General features: G+C 39.1%; 24 protein-coding genes and 1 pseudogene. 16 read left to right on the top strand and 9 right to left on the bottom strand.

Features of this window, described 5'->3' with window-relative positions; translation table 11 throughout:
- Window position 1: 1 nt before the first annotated feature.
- Window positions 2-235, bottom strand: a complete 234-nt coding sequence (locus BOQ04_RS00115; protein WP_076022760.1) for a hypothetical protein — start codon at window positions 233-235, stop codon at window positions 2-4.
- A 40-nt stretch (window positions 236-275) separates the two neighbouring features.
- On the bottom strand, window positions 276-1,091 hold the full coding sequence (locus BOQ04_RS00110) for a DUF3108 domain-containing protein (protein WP_143742127.1): 816 nt from the start codon (window positions 1,089-1,091) through the stop codon (window positions 276-278).
- Window positions 1,092-1,234: 143 nt separating this feature from the next.
- On the opposite strand from BOQ04_RS00110, the gene BOQ04_RS00105 reads away from it, so the two are divergent.
- A complete protein-coding gene (locus BOQ04_RS00105) occupies window positions 1,235-2,317 on the top strand; it encodes an MraY family glycosyltransferase (protein WP_076022758.1) in 1,083 nt (360 codons plus the stop codon).
- Between the two features lie 71 nt (window positions 2,318-2,388).
- Here the strand turns inward: BOQ04_RS00105 and BOQ04_RS10970 are convergent, their stop codons facing one another.
- Window positions 2,389-2,520, bottom strand: a complete 132-nt coding sequence (locus BOQ04_RS10970) for a hypothetical protein (protein ID WP_269844376.1) — start codon at window positions 2,518-2,520, stop codon at window positions 2,389-2,391.
- 467 nt (window positions 2,521-2,987) lie between these two features.
- Window positions 2,988-3,140 carry a hypothetical protein gene (locus BOQ04_RS10680; protein ID WP_158025464.1) on the bottom strand — a complete coding sequence of 51 codons (153 nt, stop codon included), beginning with the start codon at window positions 3,138-3,140 and terminating at the stop codon, window positions 2,988-2,990.
- A gap of 143 nt (window positions 3,141-3,283) precedes the next feature.
- Between BOQ04_RS10680 and BOQ04_RS00100 the strand changes: the two genes are divergently transcribed.
- Window positions 3,284-3,982 carry a M23 family metallopeptidase gene (locus BOQ04_RS00100; protein ID WP_076022757.1) on the top strand — a complete coding sequence of 233 codons (699 nt, stop codon included), beginning with the start codon at window positions 3,284-3,286 and terminating at the stop codon, window positions 3,980-3,982.
- 196 nt (window positions 3,983-4,178) lie between these two features.
- On the opposite strand, the gene BOQ04_RS00095 is transcribed toward BOQ04_RS00100, so the two are convergent.
- From BOQ04_RS00095 to BOQ04_RS00085, 3 genes are read right to left on the bottom strand one after another with little or no spacing between them, the layout of a single operon-like run.
- Window positions 4,179-4,493: a hypothetical protein gene (locus tag BOQ04_RS00095; protein ID WP_076022756.1), complete on the bottom strand. Its 315-nt coding sequence runs from the start codon at window positions 4,491-4,493 to the stop codon at window positions 4,179-4,181.
- Window positions 4,493-4,816 (bottom strand): HigA family addiction module antitoxin, encoded by a 324-nt coding sequence (locus BOQ04_RS00090; protein WP_083657483.1) that lies wholly within the window; start codon window positions 4,814-4,816, stop codon window positions 4,493-4,495. Before BOQ04_RS00090 ends, BOQ04_RS00095 begins: the two co-directional genes overlap by 1 nt.
- An 11-nt stretch (window positions 4,817-4,827) precedes the next feature.
- A complete protein-coding gene (locus BOQ04_RS00085; RefSeq protein WP_076022754.1) occupies window positions 4,828-5,106 on the bottom strand; it encodes a type II toxin-antitoxin system RelE/ParE family toxin in 279 nt (92 codons plus the stop codon).
- Between the two features lie 236 nt (window positions 5,107-5,342).
- On the opposite strand from BOQ04_RS00085, the gene BOQ04_RS00080 reads away from it, so the two are divergent.
- The 14 genes from BOQ04_RS00080 (at window position 5,343) to BOQ04_RS00015 (ending at window position 22,438) form a co-directional block, all read left to right on the top strand.
- On the top strand, window positions 5,343-6,335 hold the full coding sequence (locus tag BOQ04_RS00080; protein WP_076022753.1) for a glycosyltransferase family 2 protein: 993 nt from the start codon (window positions 5,343-5,345) through the stop codon (window positions 6,333-6,335).
- Window positions 6,336-6,350: 15 nt separating this feature from the next.
- Complete coding sequence (locus BOQ04_RS00075) at window positions 6,351-7,193, top strand: ABC transporter permease (protein ID WP_143742126.1); 843 nt, start codon at window positions 6,351-6,353, stop codon at window positions 7,191-7,193.
- Window positions 7,183-8,550, top strand: a complete 1,368-nt coding sequence (locus tag BOQ04_RS00070; protein WP_076022752.1) for an ABC transporter ATP-binding protein — start codon at window positions 7,183-7,185, stop codon at window positions 8,548-8,550. The genes BOQ04_RS00075 and BOQ04_RS00070 overlap by 11 nt, the downstream gene beginning before the upstream one ends.
- Complete coding sequence (locus BOQ04_RS00065; protein ID WP_076022751.1) at window positions 8,543-11,491, top strand: rhamnan synthesis F family protein; 2,949 nt, start codon at window positions 8,543-8,545, stop codon at window positions 11,489-11,491. Before BOQ04_RS00070 ends, BOQ04_RS00065 begins: the two co-directional genes overlap by 8 nt.
- Window positions 11,492-11,493: 2 nt before the next feature.
- Window positions 11,494-12,774: a rhamnosyltransferase WsaF family glycosyltransferase gene (locus BOQ04_RS00060; protein ID WP_076022750.1), complete on the top strand. Its 1,281-nt coding sequence runs from the start codon at window positions 11,494-11,496 to the stop codon at window positions 12,772-12,774.
- A gap of 1 nt (window position 12,775) precedes the next feature.
- Window positions 12,776-13,549, top strand: coding sequence for a class I SAM-dependent methyltransferase (locus BOQ04_RS00055; protein WP_076022749.1), 774 nt, complete (start codon window positions 12,776-12,778; stop codon window positions 13,547-13,549).
- Window positions 13,542-15,527 (top strand): hypothetical protein, encoded by a 1,986-nt coding sequence (locus BOQ04_RS00050; protein ID WP_076022748.1) that lies wholly within the window; start codon window positions 13,542-13,544, stop codon window positions 15,525-15,527. The genes BOQ04_RS00055 and BOQ04_RS00050 overlap by 8 nt, the downstream gene beginning before the upstream one ends.
- A gap of 179 nt (window positions 15,528-15,706) precedes the next feature.
- Complete coding sequence (locus BOQ04_RS00045) at window positions 15,707-16,735, top strand: glycosyltransferase (RefSeq protein ID WP_076022747.1); 1,029 nt, start codon at window positions 15,707-15,709, stop codon at window positions 16,733-16,735.
- A 2-nt stretch (window positions 16,736-16,737) separates the two neighbouring features.
- On the top strand, window positions 16,738-17,856 hold the full coding sequence (locus BOQ04_RS00040) for an NAD(P)/FAD-dependent oxidoreductase (protein ID WP_076022746.1): 1,119 nt from the start codon (window positions 16,738-16,740) through the stop codon (window positions 17,854-17,856).
- Window positions 17,843-19,630 (top strand): hypothetical protein, encoded by a 1,788-nt coding sequence (locus tag BOQ04_RS00035; protein WP_076022745.1) that lies wholly within the window; start codon window positions 17,843-17,845, stop codon window positions 19,628-19,630. The genes BOQ04_RS00040 and BOQ04_RS00035 overlap by 14 nt, the downstream gene beginning before the upstream one ends.
- Window positions 19,627-20,415 carry an NAD-dependent epimerase/dehydratase family protein gene (locus tag BOQ04_RS00030; RefSeq protein ID WP_076022744.1) on the top strand — a complete coding sequence of 263 codons (789 nt, stop codon included), beginning with the start codon at window positions 19,627-19,629 and terminating at the stop codon, window positions 20,413-20,415. Before BOQ04_RS00035 ends, BOQ04_RS00030 begins: the two co-directional genes overlap by 4 nt.
- 2 nt (window positions 20,416-20,417) lie before the next feature.
- Entirely contained in the window at window positions 20,418-21,254 is an 837-nt protein-coding gene (locus BOQ04_RS00025; protein ID WP_076022743.1) for a sugar phosphate isomerase/epimerase family protein, read from the top strand.
- Window positions 21,251-21,607, top strand: a complete 357-nt coding sequence (locus tag BOQ04_RS00020) for an EamA family transporter (protein ID WP_076022742.1) — start codon at window positions 21,251-21,253, stop codon at window positions 21,605-21,607. The genes BOQ04_RS00025 and BOQ04_RS00020 overlap by 4 nt, the downstream gene beginning before the upstream one ends.
- Before the next feature lie 21 nt (window positions 21,608-21,628).
- Window positions 21,629-22,438 carry a glycosyltransferase family 2 protein gene (locus BOQ04_RS00015; protein ID WP_198929258.1) on the top strand — a complete coding sequence of 270 codons (810 nt, stop codon included), beginning with the start codon at window positions 21,629-21,631 and terminating at the stop codon, window positions 22,436-22,438.
- 12 nt (window positions 22,439-22,450) lie between these two features.
- Here the strand turns inward: BOQ04_RS00015 and BOQ04_RS00010 are convergent, their stop codons facing one another.
- Both BOQ04_RS00010 and BOQ04_RS00005 read right to left on the bottom strand, forming a co-directional pair.
- Window positions 22,451-22,984 (bottom strand): tyrosine-type recombinase/integrase, encoded by a 534-nt coding sequence (locus BOQ04_RS00010; RefSeq protein ID WP_076022740.1) that lies wholly within the window; start codon window positions 22,982-22,984, stop codon window positions 22,451-22,453.
- Between the two features lie 96 nt (window positions 22,985-23,080).
- Window positions 23,081-23,375, bottom strand: a pseudogene (locus tag BOQ04_RS00005) (integrase core domain-containing protein); the annotation flags it as partial.
- Between the last annotated feature and the right edge of the window lie 62 nt (window positions 23,376-23,437).

Raw genomic sequence — 23,437 nt, 5'->3', positions numbered from 1 at the left:
TCTAGCGAGCGCACGCCTTAGAAAAGAAGATGGCCAGTTGATGCAATAGCGGCTCCCAAGAGAGGGGCTCTCTATTTGAGCTCGCTTGGCTTGAAGATAGGGATAAGGTATCGGACACTAAATGGCTTATTTGATTAGTTTGCTCTGGATGGCAAAACTGATAAACGAGTACTTTGATAAGTACAAAAAACACCAATATTGCTGCAATCATCCAAATGAGTATCTTTTTATTCATCGCTATCGAATCTCATCATGGTGATTGCACCTAAGTCATATTAGAGTTTGGGAATTTTCTTCAAATCCACTTGAATGGTGGCGCCATACTGTGCATTTAAACCAATCATCGAACGCAGTGGCACATGCTCTTTTTCTGAAAACCAAATTTCAAATGTCGCGGTGTCATCCTTTGAGGTAGTTTTGTAATAGCGGATTGCCTTTACCTTGGCGCCATCAAATGGAAAATCCCATGGCTCTCCACGTACCAAGGTATAAGTCTTGAGCGAACGTCCATCGGTAACAGGTAAGACCACCGATTTGGCAGGCAAATCTCGACCAATAAATTGGTAACCTACCGTGAGCATATCGAGTAACTTACCAGCATAGGGGGCTGTTCCTATTGGCGCGCTACGAGAAGAGACTTTATAAAAATTAATGATGCTCTTCGGGGCATCGACTTTAGCAATCAGCAGCTCAGTATTACCGCGCTTTTCTTGATAGGTGTTGGTTACCAAACCATTAGGACCATTTGCCCCCACTGAATCACGAATTAACTTTTGGTCATTTAATACAGTAGCGAGGACGGCAGCCAAGGTGCCCGTGGAATTAATGTGGTACTGATCTTTGCGAAGATCAACTTTATCGACTACGGTGGCGACCTGCATCGACCCTTTAACCAAGCTAAAAACTTGCTCGTAGGGACTGGGGGCTTCGCCAGATTGCTTTAAATATGCCGCCCGCTTGGCGGGATCAGCAGTAATTTTCAGATCGTATTCAAATTGGGCGGTTTGGGCATGGGCAGTCAATCCGGCCATTGCCAATAACGCCACAATAAAAGATTTGACCAAAGACGGGTAATTGAATATGGTTTTCATCACCACATTTTACTAATAATAAGGTTGCGTATAACCGACACCAAAAACTGTTGGGAAAGTAAATACCCCAATAAATTCGAGTAATTTAAGCGATTTAGATAAATAGGGCTTTGGTATTTGGATTTAAATTCTATAATCATCGGATGTCAAGTTTATTAATTGCCTTTTTTGTCTCTTTTGTTTGCACGATAGTGGTTATTCGCTCACAAAAGATACATCAGCGCTTTACAGCTGACTTAGACTTAAATGGCCCCCAAAAATTTCACAAAACTGCAGTGCCACGCATCGGCGGTCTTGGTATTGCCTTGGGCCTAACTTTGGCAATCCTCTATCACTACAATCTGCAAGCTGTTGCCAATGAAGAACTCTTTATGCTGCTGTGCGCAGCACCTGTCTTTGCAATCGGCCTTTTAGAAGATTTGACTAAAAAAATTAGTGTCAGAACACGTTTAATTTTTACAGCGCTGGGTGCATTTTTGGCTATTTATTTTTTGGGCACCCAAATCATCCGCCTAGATATTCCGGGGATTGATCTGCTGCTTTTACTTAGTCCAATCTCCATCGTCTTTTCTGTATTTGCTATTACCGGCCTTGCAAATGCTTACAACATTATTGATGGCTTTAATGGGCTATCGAGCATGGTGGGCATGATTACCTTGCTAGCGCTCGGTTATGTAGGTATTGAGGTCAATGACCCGCTCATTACTTATCTGAGCTTTTCGATGGTAGCTGCCATCTTGGGATTTTTCATTTGGAACTATCCACGAGGCTTAATCTTTTTAGGCGATGGTGGAGCGTATTTAATTGGATTTTGGATTGCCACTTTAAGCGTGCTCATTGTGGCAAGGCATCTGGAGATTTCAACTTGGTTTGCTGTACTGATCAATGCTTATCCTATTTGGGAAACTATTTTTACAATCTATCGCAGAAAATTTCATCAAGGGAAAAGTCCTGGCCATCCCGATGGCATTCACTTTCATTCTCTGATTTTTCGGCGCATTCTCAATAACACCCAAATTAAATCGGAAAATGATTTCTTTTTGACCAATGCAAAAACATCTCCTTATCTTTGGGTGTTAAGTGCCTTCGCAGTGGTACCCGCTGTGTTGTATTGGAACTCAACACCATTACAGGTGATATTCTTTCTCTTATTTGCCAGCTCTTATGTCTGGCTCTACAAGAGAATTGTGTCCTTTAGAACGCCCAAGTGGATGCATCTAGGGTAGATACTCAATAAGTAATTAAATTCATAGATTCGATATAAGCACCCATCGAGCCAATGCATCCATAGTGATTGCTATTTGATAATCTTCAAAACCTGCAATATTTGCCAAACAAAGAAGACTAGTACCATACTGGCAACAATCATCAAACTCAACTCAATCCTAAAGAGCTTCACGCGCTTGTGAACATACTCGATTGAAAGCATTACCTCTCCTTTATTTTGCTGGGTAAAAGCTCAGCATAAAACGAAAAGGTAAAAATAAGAGTGGTGCTTAACTGAGGCTGGGGTCAGAAACAATTGAATCATTTAGGAGAATTAGCGCAGACTATGTAATCCGAAGAAGCCAGAAAAGATTATTAATGCCTCCAACCCCAAAGTTACAGAGTCTATTAACCCAATACCCGAAAAAATTGAGATATGCCTTACCTACTTCACCTTGCGCTAGCCTAAAGACATCAAGTGCATAGTGATCTGCATCGCCAACGCTTTGCGCATATCTTCAATCATGTTCACCTATTGTGTATTCGATGACAGGACTGTGTGGGGAAATTAGTTCATATTACGCACGGAAAAAATTTTCATCGGTGCAATGAATTCTCGTCCCTCTTGATCAAAAACCCTCAACACCACCACATCATTGAAATCATCAGCACAAATTACCCAGTAGCTCCTTATGAAGCGATAGCACTATTCAGTACATCATCCAAGATTTCTACAATCAAATCGGCATCATTAGTACTGATTGCAACCTTGATATCAATATAGGTCAAGATATCAAATTGCACCTGACCCAATAAAGTGGGCGACGGTTTGCCGGTGATCACCAATGCCTTATGGAGAAGAAACGCTTATTGGCGCGCAGTAAATAGACATGCACTTAACGATGCGCTGAGCAAAACCAGTGCCAAGCAATGGATGATTCCCTCAATCACATGACTCCCCTTTACTAATTTAAAATTGCCTGTGCATGCCATCTAAAAAACTTCGCTTAGCGCCACTTTTTGTTACAAGCCTCTTGTTAGGTTCAGCCCTTTCCAGCGCACAGACTATTTCTGCTAGCACCCCAACTATCAGCCCGGTAGTCACAAAACCACTAGATCAAAAACTGATCATTTCTAGCGCCTTTGGTACTCGTGTCAGCGCATTTAGTGGCGAACATGAACAACATGAAGGGCTCGACATCCCAGCACAAGCAGGCAGCCCCATTTTAGCCACTGGTAATGGAAAAGTAACTTATGCTGGGTATGCCCCCGGTTACGGTAACCTCGTTGAAATCGATCACGGTCAAGGTTATGCCACTCGCTACGGCCATGCTCAAACACTCTTAGTGAAAACTGGCGATACAGTAAAGCAGTCACAAATCATTGCTACCGTGGGGAGCACTGGCAGATCTACAGGCCCTCACTTACATTTTGAAGTCAGTTTCAATAAAGTGCCTTTTGATCCCAAGATACTCTTGGGCGGCGCTTTTATTGATAGCAAAACGTCCAATCGATCCGTGATTACTTTTACTGCTACTAAACTCAAAGCTCCCTGGCAATTACAAGAACTAGCCCAAGGCAAATATCCCAGCCATATTCTTTACACTTCCACTGGCAAACATTCTTCGGGTGAACCCTTCGTTTTAGTCAGATCACGTACTAGTACCCCAGCGGACAACCGCTAAATTGACACACACGAGGCATTAGCAATCCTTTTTATCCTTGCTATGTAAATAGCCTACTTTATCAGTAGATTTAGTTAGCAATATCTTGGCCTGCCCAGCTAACCAATCAGGCGACACCCACAAGCTATAGTAGGCCTCTTGCCCTTTGAAATGATATTAGTCCATAGCGAGCCTATATTTGCTAAACCAAGATATCTTAAGCTCTCCTAGGAACTTTCTTAACATCTTTATGTGTATAGCGATACCCTACCCAGTACTCCTCATCCGAATACTCAGATACAACAAGAGCCGTATAGACTGCCAATAGTGATGCCTTGAGAAAATTTGCTCCTACATAATTTTCCGCAAGATCTAATTCCTCAGATTCCCATGGGGCAATCATTCCAAATCTTGCTATCAGATCTTTTCTAACATCCGATATCAACAGCAATACTTCCTCCTGATAGGATTCGTACCCCTTACTCAATTTCTCACCTAAATCGATTAGCCGATCTTGCAATTTATTAGACATTAGGCTGCCGCCATTAAAGGCTTCATTGCCATTGGAGCAATTGCAGGATTACTCTTAAATCTCTGCTCAACCTCCCATAAATCAACAGCCTCTTGCATATGCAACCAACTCTCGGGTGTTCCGCCAATAACCTTGGAGATCCTTACTGCCATTTCAGCACTGATACCTCTTTTTTCATGCAGTATCTCGGAAACCGTCAAACGACTCACACCCAAATGATTTGCAAAAGCTGCTTGGGTAATACCGAGTTCCGGCAAAACATCCTCGCGCAATATAGCGCCTGGATGGGTTGGCCTACGGTTTGCGTTTCTCAAACTTCGCATTGTTTTCTTCATTAGTGATAATCCTCCAAATCCACTTCGATTGCGCTTTCGCCATCGAACTTAAAAGTTATTCGCCAGTTCCCCGAAACGGTAACCGAGTAAACACCTTTGCGCTTACCCTTTAATTCATGAAACTTAAATCCGGGCACATCCATATCCTCAGGCACAACAGCAGCATCTAAGCGATCTAACATACGTTCAATTCGGGCGGCATACTGCGCAGGGATGCCGCGATAGCTACCCTTAGTAAAAAAACTTTCCAGCCCTTTATGATGAAACGATATGATCATATCTAATTGTAATGTATATAATTACAATGTAAATATATACATTACATAGACCATGCCCGATACACGGTATTAGCACTCCTTACCCCCTATTTTTGATGATTTAGCTGAGGTTTACGTGCTTTAGCGCACTGTTTTAAGGCTTATTTCGTTATAATTATTAAATCTAAGATGGGCGCGATGCCTTTGGGGAAATTTTGTCTTTAATCACTATTTATAACTTGCGAGAAATACTGTAAGTGACTGATTTTATTAATGAAAATTTCTCTTTAAACTCTGATTTAGAGCTTCCTTTGGATCAGATTGTGGCCCAGCCCTTAATCGCGATTTTGCTGTGTACCTATAACGGTGAGTGCTTCTTAGCTGAGCAGCTTGACTCCCTAGAAGCCCAGACCCATCAAAACTGGGTGTTGATGGTCAGTGATGATGGCTCAAAAGATGGCACTTTAGATATTTTGCTCAAATATCAAGCGAAATGGCCCCAGGGGAAAATGGCCATTCGCAATGGTCCCCAAAAGGGCTTTTGCCAGAACTTTCTATCCTTAGCGTGCGATTCTGAAATTAAGGCTGATTACTACGCCTTTTGTGACCAAGATGATGTGTGGCTCCCTGAAAAGCTCACAGTTGCTGTGCAAACGATCACTGCCAATCAAAATATTTACGTGCCCTTTATTTACTGTGGTCGCACAACTTACGTTACCGAGCAATTAAAGTCTTGCGGTATTTCGCCGCTTTTTGTGTTTCCGCCAAGCTTTCGCAATGCTTTAGTGCAAAGCATCGCCGGGGGCAATACGATGGTGTTTAACTTGGCCGCAAAACTATTGATTGAAAAAGCGGGCCCGCTGAATGTACCTTCGCATGACTGGTGGATCTATCAATTGATCTCAGGTGCTGAAGGCGATGTCTTTTATGACCCAGTGCCATATCTTTTATATCGTCAACATAATGGCGCCTTGGTGGGTGGGAATAATTCGTTCTCGGCAAAAATGGAGCGGGTGAAGATGCTCTGGCAAGGGCGTTTCCAGGATTGGAATAGTCTAAACATTGCTGCCTTAAAAGAGGTGAAGCATTTGCTGGTAAAAAATCACCAAGAAATTTTGAAGATGTTTGAGGCTCTAAGGGGTGCAGAATTAAAAGATCGATTTCATTTGATGGAAATTTGTGGCTTGTATCGTCAAACACGTCGCGGAACCCTGAGTCTAATTTTTGCAGCCCTAATTAAGAAAATATAAAAATTATAAATTGTTATGAGTCAAATAATTAATCCACACTCGCATCCGCCTGCCTCATTAAAGGCATTATTCAGTAGTTTAATTAAAAATAGACAGCTGGTTTACCAGATGACAAAGCGTGAGGTGATCGGGCGCTATAAAGGTTCGGTAATGGGGTTGACATGGTCATTCTTTAATCCCATTCTGATGCTTGTAATTTACACTTTTGTGTTTTCGGTAGTTTTTAAGTCGCGCTGGGGTTCGGCGGGCTCTAATAGTAAGGCTGAATTCGCACTGATATTATTTGTAGGAATGATTGTATTTGGATTATTTTCAGAGGCAATCAACCGGGCTCCCGGATTAATGTTGGTAAATTCAAATTATGTCAAGAAGGTAGTTTTCCCATTGGAAATATTGCCAGTAATTAATTTTGGTGCTGCTCTTTTCCATTCTCTAGTCGGATTTGGTGTGCTCATTTTAGGTTTTTTATTGATTAATGGTTTTATCAATTGGACAATTATTTTTTTGCCAATTGTGCTATTTCCTCTGATGTTATTAATTATGGGTATTTCTTGGTTTATTGCATCTATTGGTGTATTCGTAAGAGATGTGGGTCAGACAGTTAACATTTTAACTACCCTTCTTATGTTTTTATCACCAGTTTTTTATCCAATTACAGCTGTGCCTTCAGAGTTTCAAATTTGGATCATGCTTAATCCATTAAGTTTTATTATTGAGCAGGCACGAGCTGTGCTGATATTTGGGGAGCCGCCTTCTTGGATAGGACTTGGAGCCTACACGTTGATAGCAATTTCGGTTATGTTACTTGGTTTTGCATGGTTCCAGAAAACAAGAAAAGGTTTTGCTGATGTCATTTGAGGAAATTGCAATTAACGTCACTGGTCTCGGTAAGCGATATGAAATTTATGATCGTCCGAGCGATAGATTAAAGCAATTTATTCTGCCTAAAATTGCAAGACTTTTAGGTAAGAATAATCAGCGTTATTTTCGAGAATTTTGGGCATTAAACGATGTATCTTTTCAGCTTCGCAAAGGTGAGACCTTAGCAATCATAGGGCGCAATGGATCTGGTAAGTCAACTCTACTTCAAATTATTTGTGGGACGTTGAACCCAACAAACGGCACTGTTCAAGTTCATGGAAAGGTTGCAGCACTTTTGGAGTTGGGGTCTGGCTTTAATCCTGAGTTTACAGGGCGTGAAAATGTTTACCTTAATGCCTCAATACTTGGATTAAGTAAGGTTGAAATTGACGAGCGCTTTCAAAAGATAGAGAGCTTTGCTGATATCGGAGAGTTTATTGAACAACCAGTAAAAACGTATTCCAGTGGAATGCTTGTGCGATTGGCTTTCGCAGTCATAGCCCATGTAGATGCAGATATACTAGTAATTGATGAGGCCCTGGCGGTCGGTGATGCAGTTTTTACTCAAAAATGCATGCGATTTATACGAAATTTTCAAAAAAACGGGGCACTAATTTTTGTAAGTCATGATATTGCAGCAGTACAAAATTTATGCCAGTCAGCTCTATGGCTTAAGAAAGGGCTCATTGAGCAGATTGGAGCTACAAAACTAATTGCTGAAGCTTATTTGCAATTTACCCTGCAAGAAATATATGGTGACGAAGTTCGGCTTTCATCTACATTGTCTGGCGCTGCAAAACCAGAGTTCATTGATGATGCAAATAACTTTTTTGAGGGTCCCCCAGTGATTGTGTGCGATATAGCTACTCTTGATGTTGAGAATAATCTCGATGCCGCAAAAGGATGGCGTACTGGTGGCGCTGAAATATTGGCTGTCAAACTAACCAAGCTTTCTGATGGTAAAGGTACGATGTTTGTAGGCGGCGAGAGGGTTTGCTTGGAAATAAAGGCTGTTGCTCGGGAAACTCTCAAAAGCCCCATATTGGGTTTTCTAGTTAGAGATCGCTTGGGGCAGGACTTATTTGGTGAAAATACTATTCCTTATACAAGCATCAATCCAATTGAAATAAGCGCTGGCCTTACTTTTAAAGGCCTTTTTGAATTCTCCTTGCCAATGTTGCCTAATGGTGAGTATGCGGTAATGGTGTCAGTGGCGGATGGAGATTATTACGATAATCTGCAGCATCATTGGTTGCACGACGCGTTAATTATCAATGTCTCATCAAGCAAAATTAGATATGGCTTGGTAGGGATTCAGGTAGAGAAGGTGCAGATGAAAGTGACTCATGACTAACAATCTTTTGGAGGATATATGCCTTAGACGTTCTGGAAAGTTATCTGATAAGTGGTCGCTTTACTTATCTGAGTACTCTCGATTATTTGATGAATTCCAAAATCATGAATTGCATCTTTTGGAGATTGGAATTCAAAATGGCGGATCTTTAGAGTTATGGGCGGAGTACTTTAAAAAGGGGCGAGTTTTTGTTGGGTGCGATATTAATCCAGGATGTGCCAACCTTCATTTTTCTGACTCACGCATCAATGTCTTTATTGGGGATGCAAATTCTAGCGAAGTCGTTTGTAAAATAAAAGAATGTAGTCAATATTACGACATCATTATTGATGATGGCTCGCATAAATCAAGTGACATTATCAAGTCTTTTTCAATATATTTTTCGGCGCTATCTAATGGAGGTCTTTACATAGTCGAGGATCTTCATTGTAGCTATTGGAGCTCATTTGAAGGTGGACTATACGACCCCTTGTCATCCATATCTTTTTTTAAAAGGTTAGCCGATGTTATTAATTACGAACATTGGGGTCTAGATAAATCCAGGGAAGATGTGTTGCGTCCTTTTTTTGAGGAGTACAAATTTAGCATTAGTTCAGAGACACTTTCTAAAATACACTCCATAGAATTTATTAACTCAATTTGTGTTGTTAGAAAAAATGATGAGCGTAATAATTCGCTAGGTAGGCGAGTAATCTCTGGAAAAGATGAAAGTGTAATAACCGGACATTTGGAACTCAGTAACCTATCTTATTTATTAGACCCAATTTATCACCAAAAGAATAATTTATGGTCGAATAAGGCCATGTCGTCAGATGAAGACGTTTTTCAAAGTCAGAGAATGGCTCAAGTCGAGCGCCAGAAAAATGCAGTACTGCTGGAAGAAAAAATTAGACTTAAAGAGCTTGTTCTTAGTGAAAAAAACCGAAATAAAATTTTAGATCTTCAGCTTGCAAATTCTGAATATACAAACAATAGTCTACTAAATTCTACAAGCTGGAAGATCACTAAGCCATTGAGGTTGGCAAGTAGGGTAGTGAAAGCTTTAACCAATTCAAGAGGTATTTTTAAATACTTTTTTAATCTAAATTTATACAAAAGAATTCCCTATGCAATTAAGTTATTAAAAGCTGAAGGGTGGTATGGCTTTAGACGTCATTTGGTTTTTAAATTACAAGAAAAACAAGGGATCCACGAGTCAAAAGAAAATCTATATGAATTTGACTCAATCATGATGGGTTTGCCTCACGCTAGCAAAAGAGCCCACTATAGAATTGATAAAACGGGAAATATTACAGCTGAAGATGATTTGCTCGTATACGTTGCTTACTCACCAAAAGGTTATTTGAGTAGGATGCAGGTATTACAAATACAGCAATATAAGGATGTTGGTTATAAGCTAATTTTAATTATTAATACGGATCATTTTGAGGAAACGGTTGATGCTGGGGACAATCAATCAGACTTTCAAATTACACGAGAAAATTACGCATTCGATTTTGGGGCCTGGAAAGATTGTGTAAACATAATTGGGTGTTTAGAGGTAGCTAAGTCAATTACATTTACAAACGATAGTGTTTGTATTGTTGGATCAATGGAGCAGCTCTTAGAGCAAAAAAACAGCATAGAAAAGATAAATTCAGATGTTGTATTTTTAACAAAAAATAATGAAATCACCCCGCATTATCAGAGCTATTTTTTTTGCATAAATGAGCGGGGAATAAATAAGAAGGCACTCGATGTGCTCGCATCTCTGCCTTACTATACAAATAAAGATAAATTAATTACAGAGGTTGAGATTAATTTTCATTTAAAGCTAGCTGAATATGGAATTACTTCTAAAGAACTTTATGAGATTACGGATGGCTTGGGTTCGATAAAAAATCCAACAATTCACTCGTGGAGACAGTTAATAGGCATGGGATTCCCGTATTTCAAAATTCAAATTTTGACTACGGGGCTTTTAAGCATAGAAAGTAACGAGCTTCATGGTTACATTGATAATAATATTGTTTCCTATATAAGCACTCATTGCTTTTCAAGGAGGAGCATTGCCAAGGCGACGGAATTGCAGAAAAAGAATGTTGATTCTTTTTCACAACAAGCCATTGCCGACGCAATAATATTTGGCGAAAATGGCGCTCAACAAGCCTTCAATCCATTGGACGGACATTCAAAACCCATACAACTTCCGCTAATTGATGTTAATGATTTCGAATTAAAAATACCTAAAATACTGGCCGTCATTCATTGTTTTTATATTGATGTTGCAGAGGAAATTCTAGGAGAAATATCTAATTTATCCATGCCTATGAGGTTGCTAGTCACCACGGACTCCGAAGAAAAAAAAATTTTTTTAGTCAAAACTATTAAAAAGTTTGGATTACAAGGTGATGTAGTGTTGTGTCAAAATCGTGGGAGGGACGTAGCTCCATTTGTTGTTGAGACTGGAAAATATATCAAAGATGAAGAGGTCATTCTTCATCTCCACACTAAGAAATCAACGCACGATAAAAAATACTCAGAGTGGGGTGGATTTCTAAGGAAGAATTTGATAGGTTCACCTGATATCGTTAAATCTATTCTTAAAATTTTTGAGGAGCAGAGTATAGGTCTTGTATATTCAGAACATTATGGCCCTGTTAAAGATTTGAGAAACTGGGGCTATGACTTTTTGGCGGCTAAAAAATTACTCCAAAAGATTGGAGTTGAGGTTTCGGGGGCTGGGTTACTGGAATTTCCAACTAGCACTATGTTTTGGGCAAAAAGAGATGCCATTAAACCATTGCTTGATTTGGGGTTGTCCTACGATGATTTTGAGCAAGAAAAGGGGCAGACAGATGGAACGCTAGCCCACTCCATTGAGAGATCAATGTTATTTGTTGTGGAAAAAAGTGGTTATATAAGTTTGCCAGTTAGCTCAGGCAATATTAAAGGCAATTAGAGATGAAAATTACTAGCAAAGATCTTGTGCGTATATTAAGAGATCGAGCTCGCCCCTGGTTAACGGGGGGCGAGGGGAGTAGATCAAAATTCTACAATTTCATAAGTGAAATTTATCCGGTTCATGCTTCACGTTCGGATAATATGCGACCAAGATTTAATATCCTGCTTCCAACCGCAAAGCCAGAAAAGATTTATGGTGGCATTGCGACGGCCTTAAAAGTAGCTAATGAAATAATTATTAGCTTACCAGAAAATATTGACATCAGAATCATAATTACTTCTGATTCCGTAAATAGGGAATCAATTTCTGAGGTTTCTAGACGACTAAACAAAACCTTTCTAGTTGGCAGACCCAATGAGGATCCCAAAGGTTGTTTGGTAGTTGATCTTTTCGAATATAAAGCTAACCCAATTTCCATTAGAAAAAACGATATTTTCTTTGCGACAGCTTGGTGGACAGCTGAGTTAGGTTTTCGGCTTGCAAAAATGCAAAAATCAATGTTTAGACGCTCTTTGGATCTAATATATTTAATTCAAGATTTTGAACCTGGTTTTTATCAATGGTCAAATCACTATGCCATTAGTGAGGCAACATACCATAATGAAGATCAAACTATTGCTTTGATGAATTCGCAGGAATTGTTTGATTTCATGACTGATAAGTACAAGTTTAAAAGTCAATATTTAATTCCATTTGTTGTCAATGAGGAAATTACTAGAGCCCTGAGAGAATGTAAAAAAGAAAAAATCATACTTGTGTATGGAAGGCCATCCGTAGCTAGAAATTGTTTTGAAGTTATTGTTGAAGCTTTGAGGCTATGGCAATTTAGTGAGCCTTCGAAGAATCTCGGTTATCAAGTGATATTTGTTGGTGAGAATTTTTCCAATTTATTGGTTAATGAGCTAGAAAATAAATGCATTTTGGGTAAGCTGCCGTTTATGGAATATGCGGATTTGTTAAGCAGATCTGCCATAGGAATTTCACTGATGCTGAGTCCTCACCCCAGTTATCCTCCTTTGGAGATGGCCAATGCTGGTTGTGTAACCATAACAAATAATTTTGAAAACAAAAACTTAGCACTTCATCACAATAATATATTGAGTCTTGAAAAGGTTTCACCTCAAAGGCTTGCGAATGAAATAGAAAATGCAGTTTTATGTTTTGAGAGTGGGTCAAAACCAATTGCCAAGATTGCTAATAATTCTTATATTTTTGAGAGTGCTTATGCAAAAGAAATTGCAGATAAATTTTTAACAATAATTAATAACGAGGACGTTTGATATGGAAACATATAATTTTTTAGGTTTTGATATACCCATTGATTTACTTAATATGACTGGTGGAGGAGTTTCAGACTTTGATGATATCGCTTTCGGCCATTTCGAGTATTTAAAAAAATATGTCGATATGCGGCCAACGGATTCCATTCTTGAAATAGGCTGTGGCATCGGAAGGGACGCAATTCCGTTAACGCAATTTGTAACCACAGGAACATATGATGGGATTGATATTATTGGGCGAAGTATCGAGTGGTGTAAAGAAAATATTCAATCAAAATTTACCAACTTTCAGTTTCATCACTTTGATGTAGAGGATCAATTACACAACCCAACTGGCAAGGATCGACTAGATAAATACAGTATTCCATGTAAAGACTCATCTGTAGATAAAATTTTTCTATGGAGTGTATTTACACATATGTTTGAATTGGATATCTCCTATTACCTAAAAGAATTTCATAGGGTATTAAAGCCAGAAGGAAAAATTCTGATCACTTGCTTTATCGTAAATGATGAGATTTTGAGGCAAGCAAGAATGGTTGATTTAACGCCTTGGAGTTTACGGTTTGAGCATAAACATGCTGATGGTTGTTTTATCAACAATATTGATTACCCAACTGGTGCGGTAGCTTATGAAGAGCAAAAGTTACAGGAAATAATTGAGGGCTCCGGTCTTGTGAAGGTGGGACAAACCTTAACAGGCCAGTGGTGGGGGAATAATAGTGGCTTAGGTTTTGGGCAGGATGTTATGGTTCTTAAAATAAACCATGATTAAAAAATTAATATTGAATAATGAATTTAATATTATAACAAGCGTTATATTATTAATATTAGCAGCCTATATTTGTATTGGCAGCAATAAAAAAGTAGATGGTCTTGAAATTGACATACTTTTAGAATCTAACATTTCTGGATATATACAGCTATATCTTGATTCTGGTAAGGGTTATAACGAGGTTGAGTCAGTCAGAAGTACATATAGTGGTGGGAATAAAAAACAGGTAATTCGATTACATTTACCCGCTGGAGAGTACAAGTCAAACATTCGATTGGATACAGTCCTCAATCCTATTCAAAATGGCTTTGCTGATATAAAAATATACAAAATTTGGATTTCAGATAATAAAAACAAATCCATTATTAAAGTTGATCTGAGCAAAGCACTGCCAAATAATCAATTCAGCAAGTTTGTGATGGGAGCTGATGATTCTTTATTTTTAAGTTCGAATGCTATGCAAGGCAGGCCAATCATAATTTTCGACACAGTCATTCTTAAAAATGATACCGAAAGTAAATTTTCAAATAACTATACTTTAATCTTACTCTCATTTTTGATAATTGCTGGAAGTTTTTTTATTGATAAGAAAAAAATATTTAATAGATACTCAAATATTAATGATTTAACTTTAGCCCCTTTTTTATTAATATTATCAATTGTTATATTTTTCCTAAGGAATCCTGATCCAATTTTTTCTAATAATATTGTTACTGAGGATGGATTCTGGTCAGGCATGCTCTTGGATAAAGGTTTTTTATTATCCCAATGGCTAGTCAGAGGTGATTACTTTGTCTTTGGAAATTTAGGGTTGCTTCAAATAGGTATCTGGTTGAATAAGTTATTTTATGGTGATGATTTAAGTGTTTATCCTAGAATATTAGGTTTTTTATCTTATATTTTCTTTGGAATTTTTGCGACCTACTTATGGTTTGGAACAAAAAATTATCTCTCCGCAAAAGCTCGTTTGCTTTTGTTTTTATCTATTGTATTAATTACTATTGGAAATAGCTCAAACGAAGTTTTGGGGCGGATCTCTAACATTGGATTTATTCTTCCTGTGTTTGAAATAGTTTTATTATTTAATAGAAGAAATCTTAAAAATACAAGAAAATATATTTTAGATATAATAATATTTATTTGCGCATTAACTAATCCTATTTGCATTGCAATTTGGTTTTCTTACGTGTTGCTTGAACTAGCTTGTATTTTAATTAATAAGAATAAATTTAAAGAAATATTTAAAATATTAGGAATTTCAGGATTATTAAATACAGCATTAATAATAATAATTTCGGTATTAATTATATATAGGATTAATTTAAATATTAGCCAGAATGGTTTGGTAGGTAGGCCTTTTATTTCTGGACACTTTTTCGAGATATTTATAGCCAGGTCTATATTATTTCCCATAGTTTCACCTATTTATAATTATTTAAATAACTATATTGTTGTCTTTTTGTTTTTTACCTTTTTATGTATTTTTTTAACTGCACTATTTAGCTTGGATAAAAGCGACCATAAAAGTCGTTTCTTTGGAATCACAATTTTTATCTCTCTTTTGATTTATTCTTTAATTGTAATTCTTATGAGACCTGGTTTAACTGAGTGGATAGGTGGTTACAGGGGTGTATATCCAGAGAGATATTTTATGGGTCAATACATTCTCAGTCTAATTTTATTAATTTGGTCTTTTGAAAAAATTTATGATAGGTGGCATTGTTCATACAAAGTTTATATTCTTGTTGCTGCTTCAATTTGTTTTCTTCCTTTATTTATTAGTTGGTTAAATGCGTTTGAATTTTATGAGCCCAGGGCGAAATTTATTGTGAATGAGTCTTTTAAGGAGGCGGTTTTAAGGCAGTACATGTCTGACCCTTCCGCTAATTCTTTTAGAATTACTACGTTCCCTCAGGGATGGTTCTTTGATTTACCTGCTAATTACGCTCGTGAAACTGCGCTATCGTCTGGTAAATAAATGTAAAGTTAATTTGTACATATTTTCTTATTAATTTATTTCTTATATATATGTTTATTAATTTTTTTTGTAGTTATTATTATTTTAATAAATCATAATAATTTTCAATAATTTATGGTTTTTTATTAATTAATATAGCTGCTATCTATTTTTCAAATGACCAGATATTAGGCCCTTATATGAATTCATTTCCAGTATTTTTGTCGGTTATATATGTAGTACGTAATCAAGTTGATCTCATAGAAAGCATTGTTCAGCGTGCTTCTGAAAAATTGAGATTGCTTGTTACTGATTACGAGTTGATCATTGTGGACAATGCTTCGAATGATGAAACAGTTAATGAGCTAAAAACTTTAACAGGAAAGGTTGGTTATCCAAACTTGCAAGTTTATGTTCTCACCAAGGAGGTTAATGAGGATATAGCTTCATGGGTGGGGCTTGAGAATGCACTTGGTGATTTTGTTGCTGTACTTGATCCAATGCTTGACGATATCGGGGCTTTGCCTGAAATTCTAGATAAAGCCGTTAACGGTGCAGATGTTGTTTTTGCAAATAATTTGCAGAAACCGCATCAGACTTTTACTTACAGAATGGCTCTTGCGGCCTTTAATTTTCTATACAAATCGTTTAATGGGATACATTTGACGAAGGAAGCGCCTCCATGCAGATTGCTGAGTAGGAGCATTGTGAACTTTATTTTACAGCACCCTCAGCCGGCCCTTACTTATCGACATTTGCCGGTTACAGGAGGATTCGCTCGAATTAACATTGACTATAGTGCAAACCCACTCACCTTAAAGCAAAAAAAATTGGGAGAAAGTATTGATAGAGGCATGCGTCTCCTCGTGTCCACAACACAAGCTCCAATGCGTCTTGTAACATCACTATCCCTCTTTGGTGCTGCTGCTAACTTAATTTATTCAGTTTATGTTCTTTCCGTTGGGATCTTCAAAGCTGACGTTGCCCCTGGCTGGGTGAGTATGTCTTTACAGCAATCTGGCATGTTTTTCCTAATCTCCCTTGTTCTTTTAGTATTGGGCGAGTACATATTACACATGGCTAGCCTTAGTAATGAGGGGCCTCTATATCACGTTGGTCAAGAATTTACCAGCGCGCGTATGATGCGTCGGGAGAGGTTGAATATTGAAGTGGTTTCATCTTCCGTCAAGAGTGATTCCTTGAGTAATTCACATCGAGCCATTGGGTAGTCGTGGATCATTTCACTGCAGATGCAGTTATCGTCGGAGGCGGTTTCTACGGGGCTGCAATATCGATTTATCTTGCTAAGAGTCGAGGGCTGCGTCGAGTGATACTCTTGGAGCAAGATGCAAAACTTTTGAGCCGCGCCTCATACAATAATCAGGCACGTGTGCACAATGGATACCACTATCCTAGGAGTTTTACAACGGCCTTTCGGAGTAGGGTTAATTTTCCTCGATTTGTTCGTGATTGGCCGCAGGCTGTTAGTTCTGATTTTCAGCAGCTTTATGCAATTGCTGGCCGCAACTCTAAAGTAACTGCCAAGCAATTTAATCGGTTTTGTCACGAGATCGGCGCGAAGATTAAGCCCGCTGAAGTTAGTTTAAAAAGTCTTTTTGATCCGCGCCTAATTGAAAATGTTTTTCTCGTTGAGGAGTATGCCTTTAATTCGGATCGACTTAGAGAATGGGCTCTTAAGGAGCTTCAAGATTCAGGTGTTGATGTTTATTATTCCTCACGTGCTTTAGCAGTCAATCGCTCTAAAGACTCCAAAAATTTAATCGTGGTGACTGATGCAGGATCAGGGGGTACCTCTATAGTGTGCCGATATGTCTTCAATTGCACTTATAGTGGACTTAATCAGCTTTTTGGCGACTTCCCTGGTATACGAACAGGTATCAAGCATGAGGTCGCTGAAATGGCACTTTTGCAAGTGCCGCATGCTCTGAAGGAAATTGGGGTTACGGTCATGGACGGACCATTTTTTTCAATGATGCCATTTCCAGCTCGAGGCTTACACACCTTGTCCCACGTTCGTTACACCCCACACTTTAGCTGGAAGGACGACCGGGGAATTAACCCATACAAGATGCTTGATGAATACGACCGAGAAACTAGGGTTGATAGGATGCTAAGGGATGTAGGTAGGTATCTGCCAGCCATACGTGAAGCGAAGTATGTGGATTCTCTCTTTGAGGTTAAAACTATTCTTACAAAAAACGAAGGAGATGATGGTCGCCCAATACTATTTGAAAAACATATGGAGCTCCCAGGCTGTTATTCAGTGCTAGGAGGGAAGATTGACAATATATATGACGTTTTAGAAAAGTTGGATAGTGAGCCTTTTTAAAATTAATATACAAATATCTCGCACTTTAGGTATTTTCGGCATTTGTGTGATGATTTGTCTTGCGCTGCTATTAAAAGAAAGCGATGTTCGAACCCAAGCGGGTGCGCAGAATCTTGAGGCGACTTATCATGCGCTTTTTACTATAGAGTCGCTTAGACAAAATAAAATGCAGGATCACTGGCTGCTACCAACTGTCACTCTTGGCCAAGAAAATGATGCTTTTGCTCCATGGGGCGCAACTGTACCAACAAATTCAGGCGATCATATTTATACGAGCTTTACATCTCCGGGTTTCGTATTGCCATATGCAGTATTTGAAATGCTGGACCTTGATGTAACAGTTAAAAATCTTGCGAGATTCAACATGGCGATTGGCGGAATGCTCGGTATCGCCCTGTATTTATTAATTTTAAGGATGCTATTAGTACTAGGCTGCTCTAAAAGGATCTCTATTGCTGCTGGTTTGGTGGGTGTGAGTATTGCGTTCTTCAGTAGGGAGGCGCTGCTATCGACGGGATTAATTTACTGGCCTCATGCCCTTTATCAGCTTTCATTGATTTTCAGTTTGCATCTGCTCTTTAATATTTTTACTAAGCCAGTTTATAGTGATGATTGGAAAAAATCCTCAAATATCCTACTCCCTTTCCTTTTTTTTGGTGCTTGGACTGAGTGGACAGGGTATATATTTAACTTGGGACTAGTGCTTATACTTAGCTTAAAAGTTGACAATGTTACATACAAAAAGTTAGCGATAAAAATATTTCTAACTACTATTGCGGCTGGTGTTTTCACGATTTTGCATTATTCTCTTGTAGTAGGTTTTCATGAATATTTTGATGCACTTTCTCGTGCTTTTCTTAGCCGGAACGCTAATGCAGGAAATGTTTCAGGGCTAATTGCTGGATATGTTCTATCTTACGGATTTTTCTTAATGGCCGTATTAATGGTTTTAATATGGGGTTCTTTATTAGGTTTAGGTATTTTCAAGAAGCCAACAACCACTGCTCAACAGTCGGAAATAGTAGGAACAGTATTATTGGCCTCGATTTTTCCATTGATTGAAAATTTTATAATGCTTGAGCATGCTACCCAATTCTCTTTTGATAGATTGAAATTTATTATTCCATCAGCAATTTTAATTTCTTTAGGTTTTGCATTTAGTGGGGTTTGGTTTCGATTGCTGTTATTTGCATTAATTGTTTTAGCTAGTTTCCATGGATATGCATCGCATAATGACCATATGAAAAACTATTCACGATGGCCTGAGCATCATTACGCAAACATTGCTCTCATACAGCGCCTAAAAGAACAGGTTGACTTTAAATGTGCGACCTTTGGATCTAATTTAGGCGTTAGAGCATATGCCAACCTATTGATTGGCAGATCTGTATATGCACGTTCAACCCCCGAACAAGTCATTGCTCTAAATATTGAAAAGGGCGGATGCGCATCAATTTTTCTCGAGGGGAATGTGGCGTATCCAGACTTGCCAAGTTATAGCAATGTAAAAGTTTTAAAGCTAGAGGATTTTTTTCTTTCGGATGGTAATTGGCTCAATGGAGTGGCTCGTAGATGGGCTGGTTTCTACACGAGCAATACATCTATAGACCGAGCTAATTTCAAGGTGGGTAATTCTATACTTTTTCAAAATGGGGACATACGAAAAATTGTAAAAATTTCTGAAAACGGCTTTTATTTGAATGTATGGGTCGACGGTGATATTCTAAATCCAAACGAAGTTGGATTTCCAAGTAAATTTAAGGTTGCTAAATGAATAACGCCTTGATCGGTTTTTCGGGTTTTGTTGGAGGTACACTTCTTAAGCAGGCGTCTTTTTCCGCACTTTATCGATCTTCTAACATTAATGAAATTGAGGATCTTGAGTTTGATATTGTGATTTGTGCTGGTGCTCCTGCGCAAAAGTGGATTGCCAATAAAAATCCTGCTGAAGATCTGCAAAAAATTAACGATTTAATTTCGCACCTCAAAACTGTCAAGTGCAGCACATTTATTTTAATCAGCACTATTGATGTATTTAAACATCCAGTTGAGGTGGATGAAAAATCATCAGTTGAGGAGTCTGGGCTCCATGCTTATGGATTACATCGCCGCTTGCTTGAAAAGTTTGTTGAGGAGCAATTCCCTAATTATTTAATAGTCAGATTGCCGGGTCTGGTTGGTCCCAGACTTAGGAAGAATGTCATATTCGACTTTTTGAATGAAAATAATCTGGATGCGATTGAATCTAGGGGAATATTTCAGTTTTATCCCATGGTAAATCTTTGGTCCGATATACAGGCGGCAATAGGCGCTGGCCTCAAGTTGATTCATTTAACTGCTGAGCCAATAAGCGTGTCCGAAGTCGCAAATAAGGGTTTTGGAAGGATATTTGAGAATCACATATCAAATGCTCCAGCTAGGTACGATATGCGCACTTGTTATGCCAGCATCTTTGGTGCCTCTGGGCTTTATCAATACAGTGCTCGTGAAACAATTCAAGCGGTCAGAGCTTATGCTCAATCAGAGCTTCCTAAAAACATTCTTGAGTCGAGCAAATAATAATGAGAATTGCAATCTCAAATATCGCCTGGGATGTTAAAGAGGATGAGGTGGTCGCATCCTTGCTTTATCGCTATGGTATCGATGCTATAGATATAGCCCCGGGAAAATACTTCCCTGATCCTATCAATGCCACTAATGAGGAGATTTCTAGTGTCAAAAATTGGTGGCTAAAGCGTGGAATTGAAATTACTGGCATGCAGGCGCTTCTGTTTGGTACCTCCGGTTTAAATATCTTTGGATCGCAAGCGTCTCAAGACGCGATGCTCAGCCATTTAGCGGCCGTATGTCGTATTGCTAAAGGTTTAGGTGCAACCCGGCTTGTATTTGGCTCACCCAAGAATCGTGATCGATCTGGTTTAACGGATGAGGAGGCTATGAGGGTAGCCATTCCTTTTTTTCAGCGGCTTGGCGATATAGCCCAGGCTAATGGCGTAGTAATTTGCCTTGAGCCGAATCCAACCTGTTACAACGCAAATTTCATGACCACTAGTGCTCAAACTTCAGATGTAGTGCGACAAGTTGATCATCCGGCCATCAAAATGCAACTGGATATTGGTGCACTAACTATTAATCATGAAAGTGCTGCTTCCGTAGTGCAAGAATGCGCATCCCTTATTCGCCATATACATGCAAGTGAACCCGAGCTTGTTCCTTTGGGCGACTGTAAGACTGATCATATTGAAATCGCTACTGTTCTTAAACGGCATTTGCCAAGGCATTTAGTTTCTATCGAGATGTTAGCAACCAAAAATGAATCACATACAGTATCAATTGAGCGGGCCTTAGCTGCAGCAGTTCATTTCTATCGTAATAAACTCAACGAGGCAGAAGCATGAAGTGGGTAATCCTTATTATCGGTATTGCATCCAATGCTGCTGCAAGCGTTTTAATCAAAATGGCTATGATACCGCCTCGTAAATTTCCATCTTTAGCTGAGCCTCTAGAGGCTTTAAGTAATTGGCCATTTTGGTTGGGCTTGGGTCTTTACGGCGGTGCTTTCTTGTTATATGCGGCAGCCTTGTCCCATCTTCCCTTGAATGTCGCACATCCAATCTTAACTGCAGGTGCTATCGCTGCAGTTGCGCTCTCATCAGTAATAATTTTTCAAGAGCCATTCCCATGGACCACAGGGCTAGGAATTTTTTTGGTTATAGCCGGGGTTGCATTAATTACAGCTCGTTTGGCCTGATTTTTCTCAAGGAATTAGATAGTGGACTCAATCATTGCTCCAGAAATACGCTCAACTTGGGTTGTGCCAGAATTTGAAACTCCCCTATGGCTTGGACGTCAGAGTCAGTGGTGTGTTGTGGTTCCGGTAATTAATGAAGGGAGCAGAATCCAAAATCTTCTCTCCAAAATGAAAGCGCTAAAAATTGAAGAAATGGCCGATATTCTTATTGTTGATGGCGGCAGTACAGATGGCTCATTGAAGTTGGATTTATTGCAAGAAAATGGTGTTCGCGGACTTATTTTAAAGACGGGGGCTGGAAAATTAAGTGCTCAACTACGTTGTGCTTATGCATTTGCCCTAGACCAGGGTTATGAAGGCATTATTAGCATTGATGGTAATGATAAGGATGATCCGAAAGCAATTCCATCCTTCATAGGTGCGCTAAATCAAGGGGTTGATTTTGTTCAGGCTTCGCGCTTTATTTCTGGCGGTCAAGCTGAAAATACACCGAAGTCACGCGATTTTGCTATTCGATATATTCATGCTCCAATGTTAAGTTGGGCATCTGGTTTTAAGTGGACTGATACTACCCAAGGCTTTAGAGCCTACAGTCGAAAAATGTTGCTAGATGAAAAGATAGCTCCATTTCGCAATGTATTTGAAACCTATGAGTTGTTGGCATATTTATCGTACTCTGCACCTAGGCTTGGTTATAAGTGCCTAGAAATCCCAACAATACGTCGCTATCCAAAGGGTGAGGTTCCTACCAAGATAAGTGCCTTTAAGGGCAATTTATTGGTTTTGGCAGTACTTTTTCGCGCCTGCTTTGGTGGTTATGATCCACGATAAAGTTTTAAAGAATTAATTTGGATTAACGCATTCCAAGTATCGCATCACGGTATCTGTTTTTGACCAACGACCTCTGTTCATAATTATCGGCATGCTGGCCCCAGATTTCATCAGGTCTTGAGCTGCCCCGACGCGCATCGAATGCCCGCTGATTTGGTCAATTACTTCTTTGGAAAGTTTGACATCTTTTGCCAATCTTTTATAAATTCGATTAATTTGGCTGCTCTTTAATTCGTAGGTGATATCGATCGCATTATTGATTCCTCTAAATAAGTACCCATCAGTCAATTTTGCTTTTTCAATCCATAGTGAAATTCCCTCAGCAGATCTTTGGCTTGGGAATATCCACCTACCTTGTAATTCTTGATCTGTTTTACTTTTACGAAGGCGTATTTTCATTCCAGAGGAATTGCCTTCCTCAATAAGATGAATATCAGAAACTCTTAAAGAGACAAGCTCGCTGCGCCGGCACATACTGTCATAGGCAAGCAATATTAGAGCCCTATCCCGAATGCCTCTTAAGTTACTTGCTGTAGCACCAAGCATTTTCTCTAGGATTGGCGCAGTAATCCCGAATGCTTGCTGGCTATATCGCCCCAGGGTAATCCCCCCTTATTTAACCGAGCCTAAAAGTAGGATTAGTTAAGCAACCATGGCCAGTCGCTGTTTCGGGGTAATGCCGCCCAATGCCATATTTGGACGTTGATGATTGTCCCGCGGGATTCCCTTCGGTCTATTTATACATCCATTGCGTTGCAAACTCCTGAACTTCGTTAATGCTTTCCCAATAATGCTGAGATAGCCACTCATATCTGACGGTACGATTAAAGCGTTCCACATAGGCATTTTGCTGTGGTTTACCTGGCTGGATATGTTGTATGTGGATTTGATGCTTTGCTGCCCATTCCATGAGTCTGCCACTGACGAGTTCGGGCCCATAGTACATGCAGAATGGTAGTCAGCCGCAGCAATTTAAGCCATGCTGGTGATTGCGAGATC

The sequence above is a fragment of the Polynucleobacter sphagniphilus genome (genome assembly GCF_001953355.1).
In the GTDB taxonomy this organism is placed as follows: Bacteria; Pseudomonadota; Gammaproteobacteria; order Burkholderiales; family Burkholderiaceae; genus Polynucleobacter; species Polynucleobacter sphagniphilus.
Note: the sequence above shows the minus strand (reverse complement) of the source record. Positions and strands in the feature narration are given on the sequence as shown.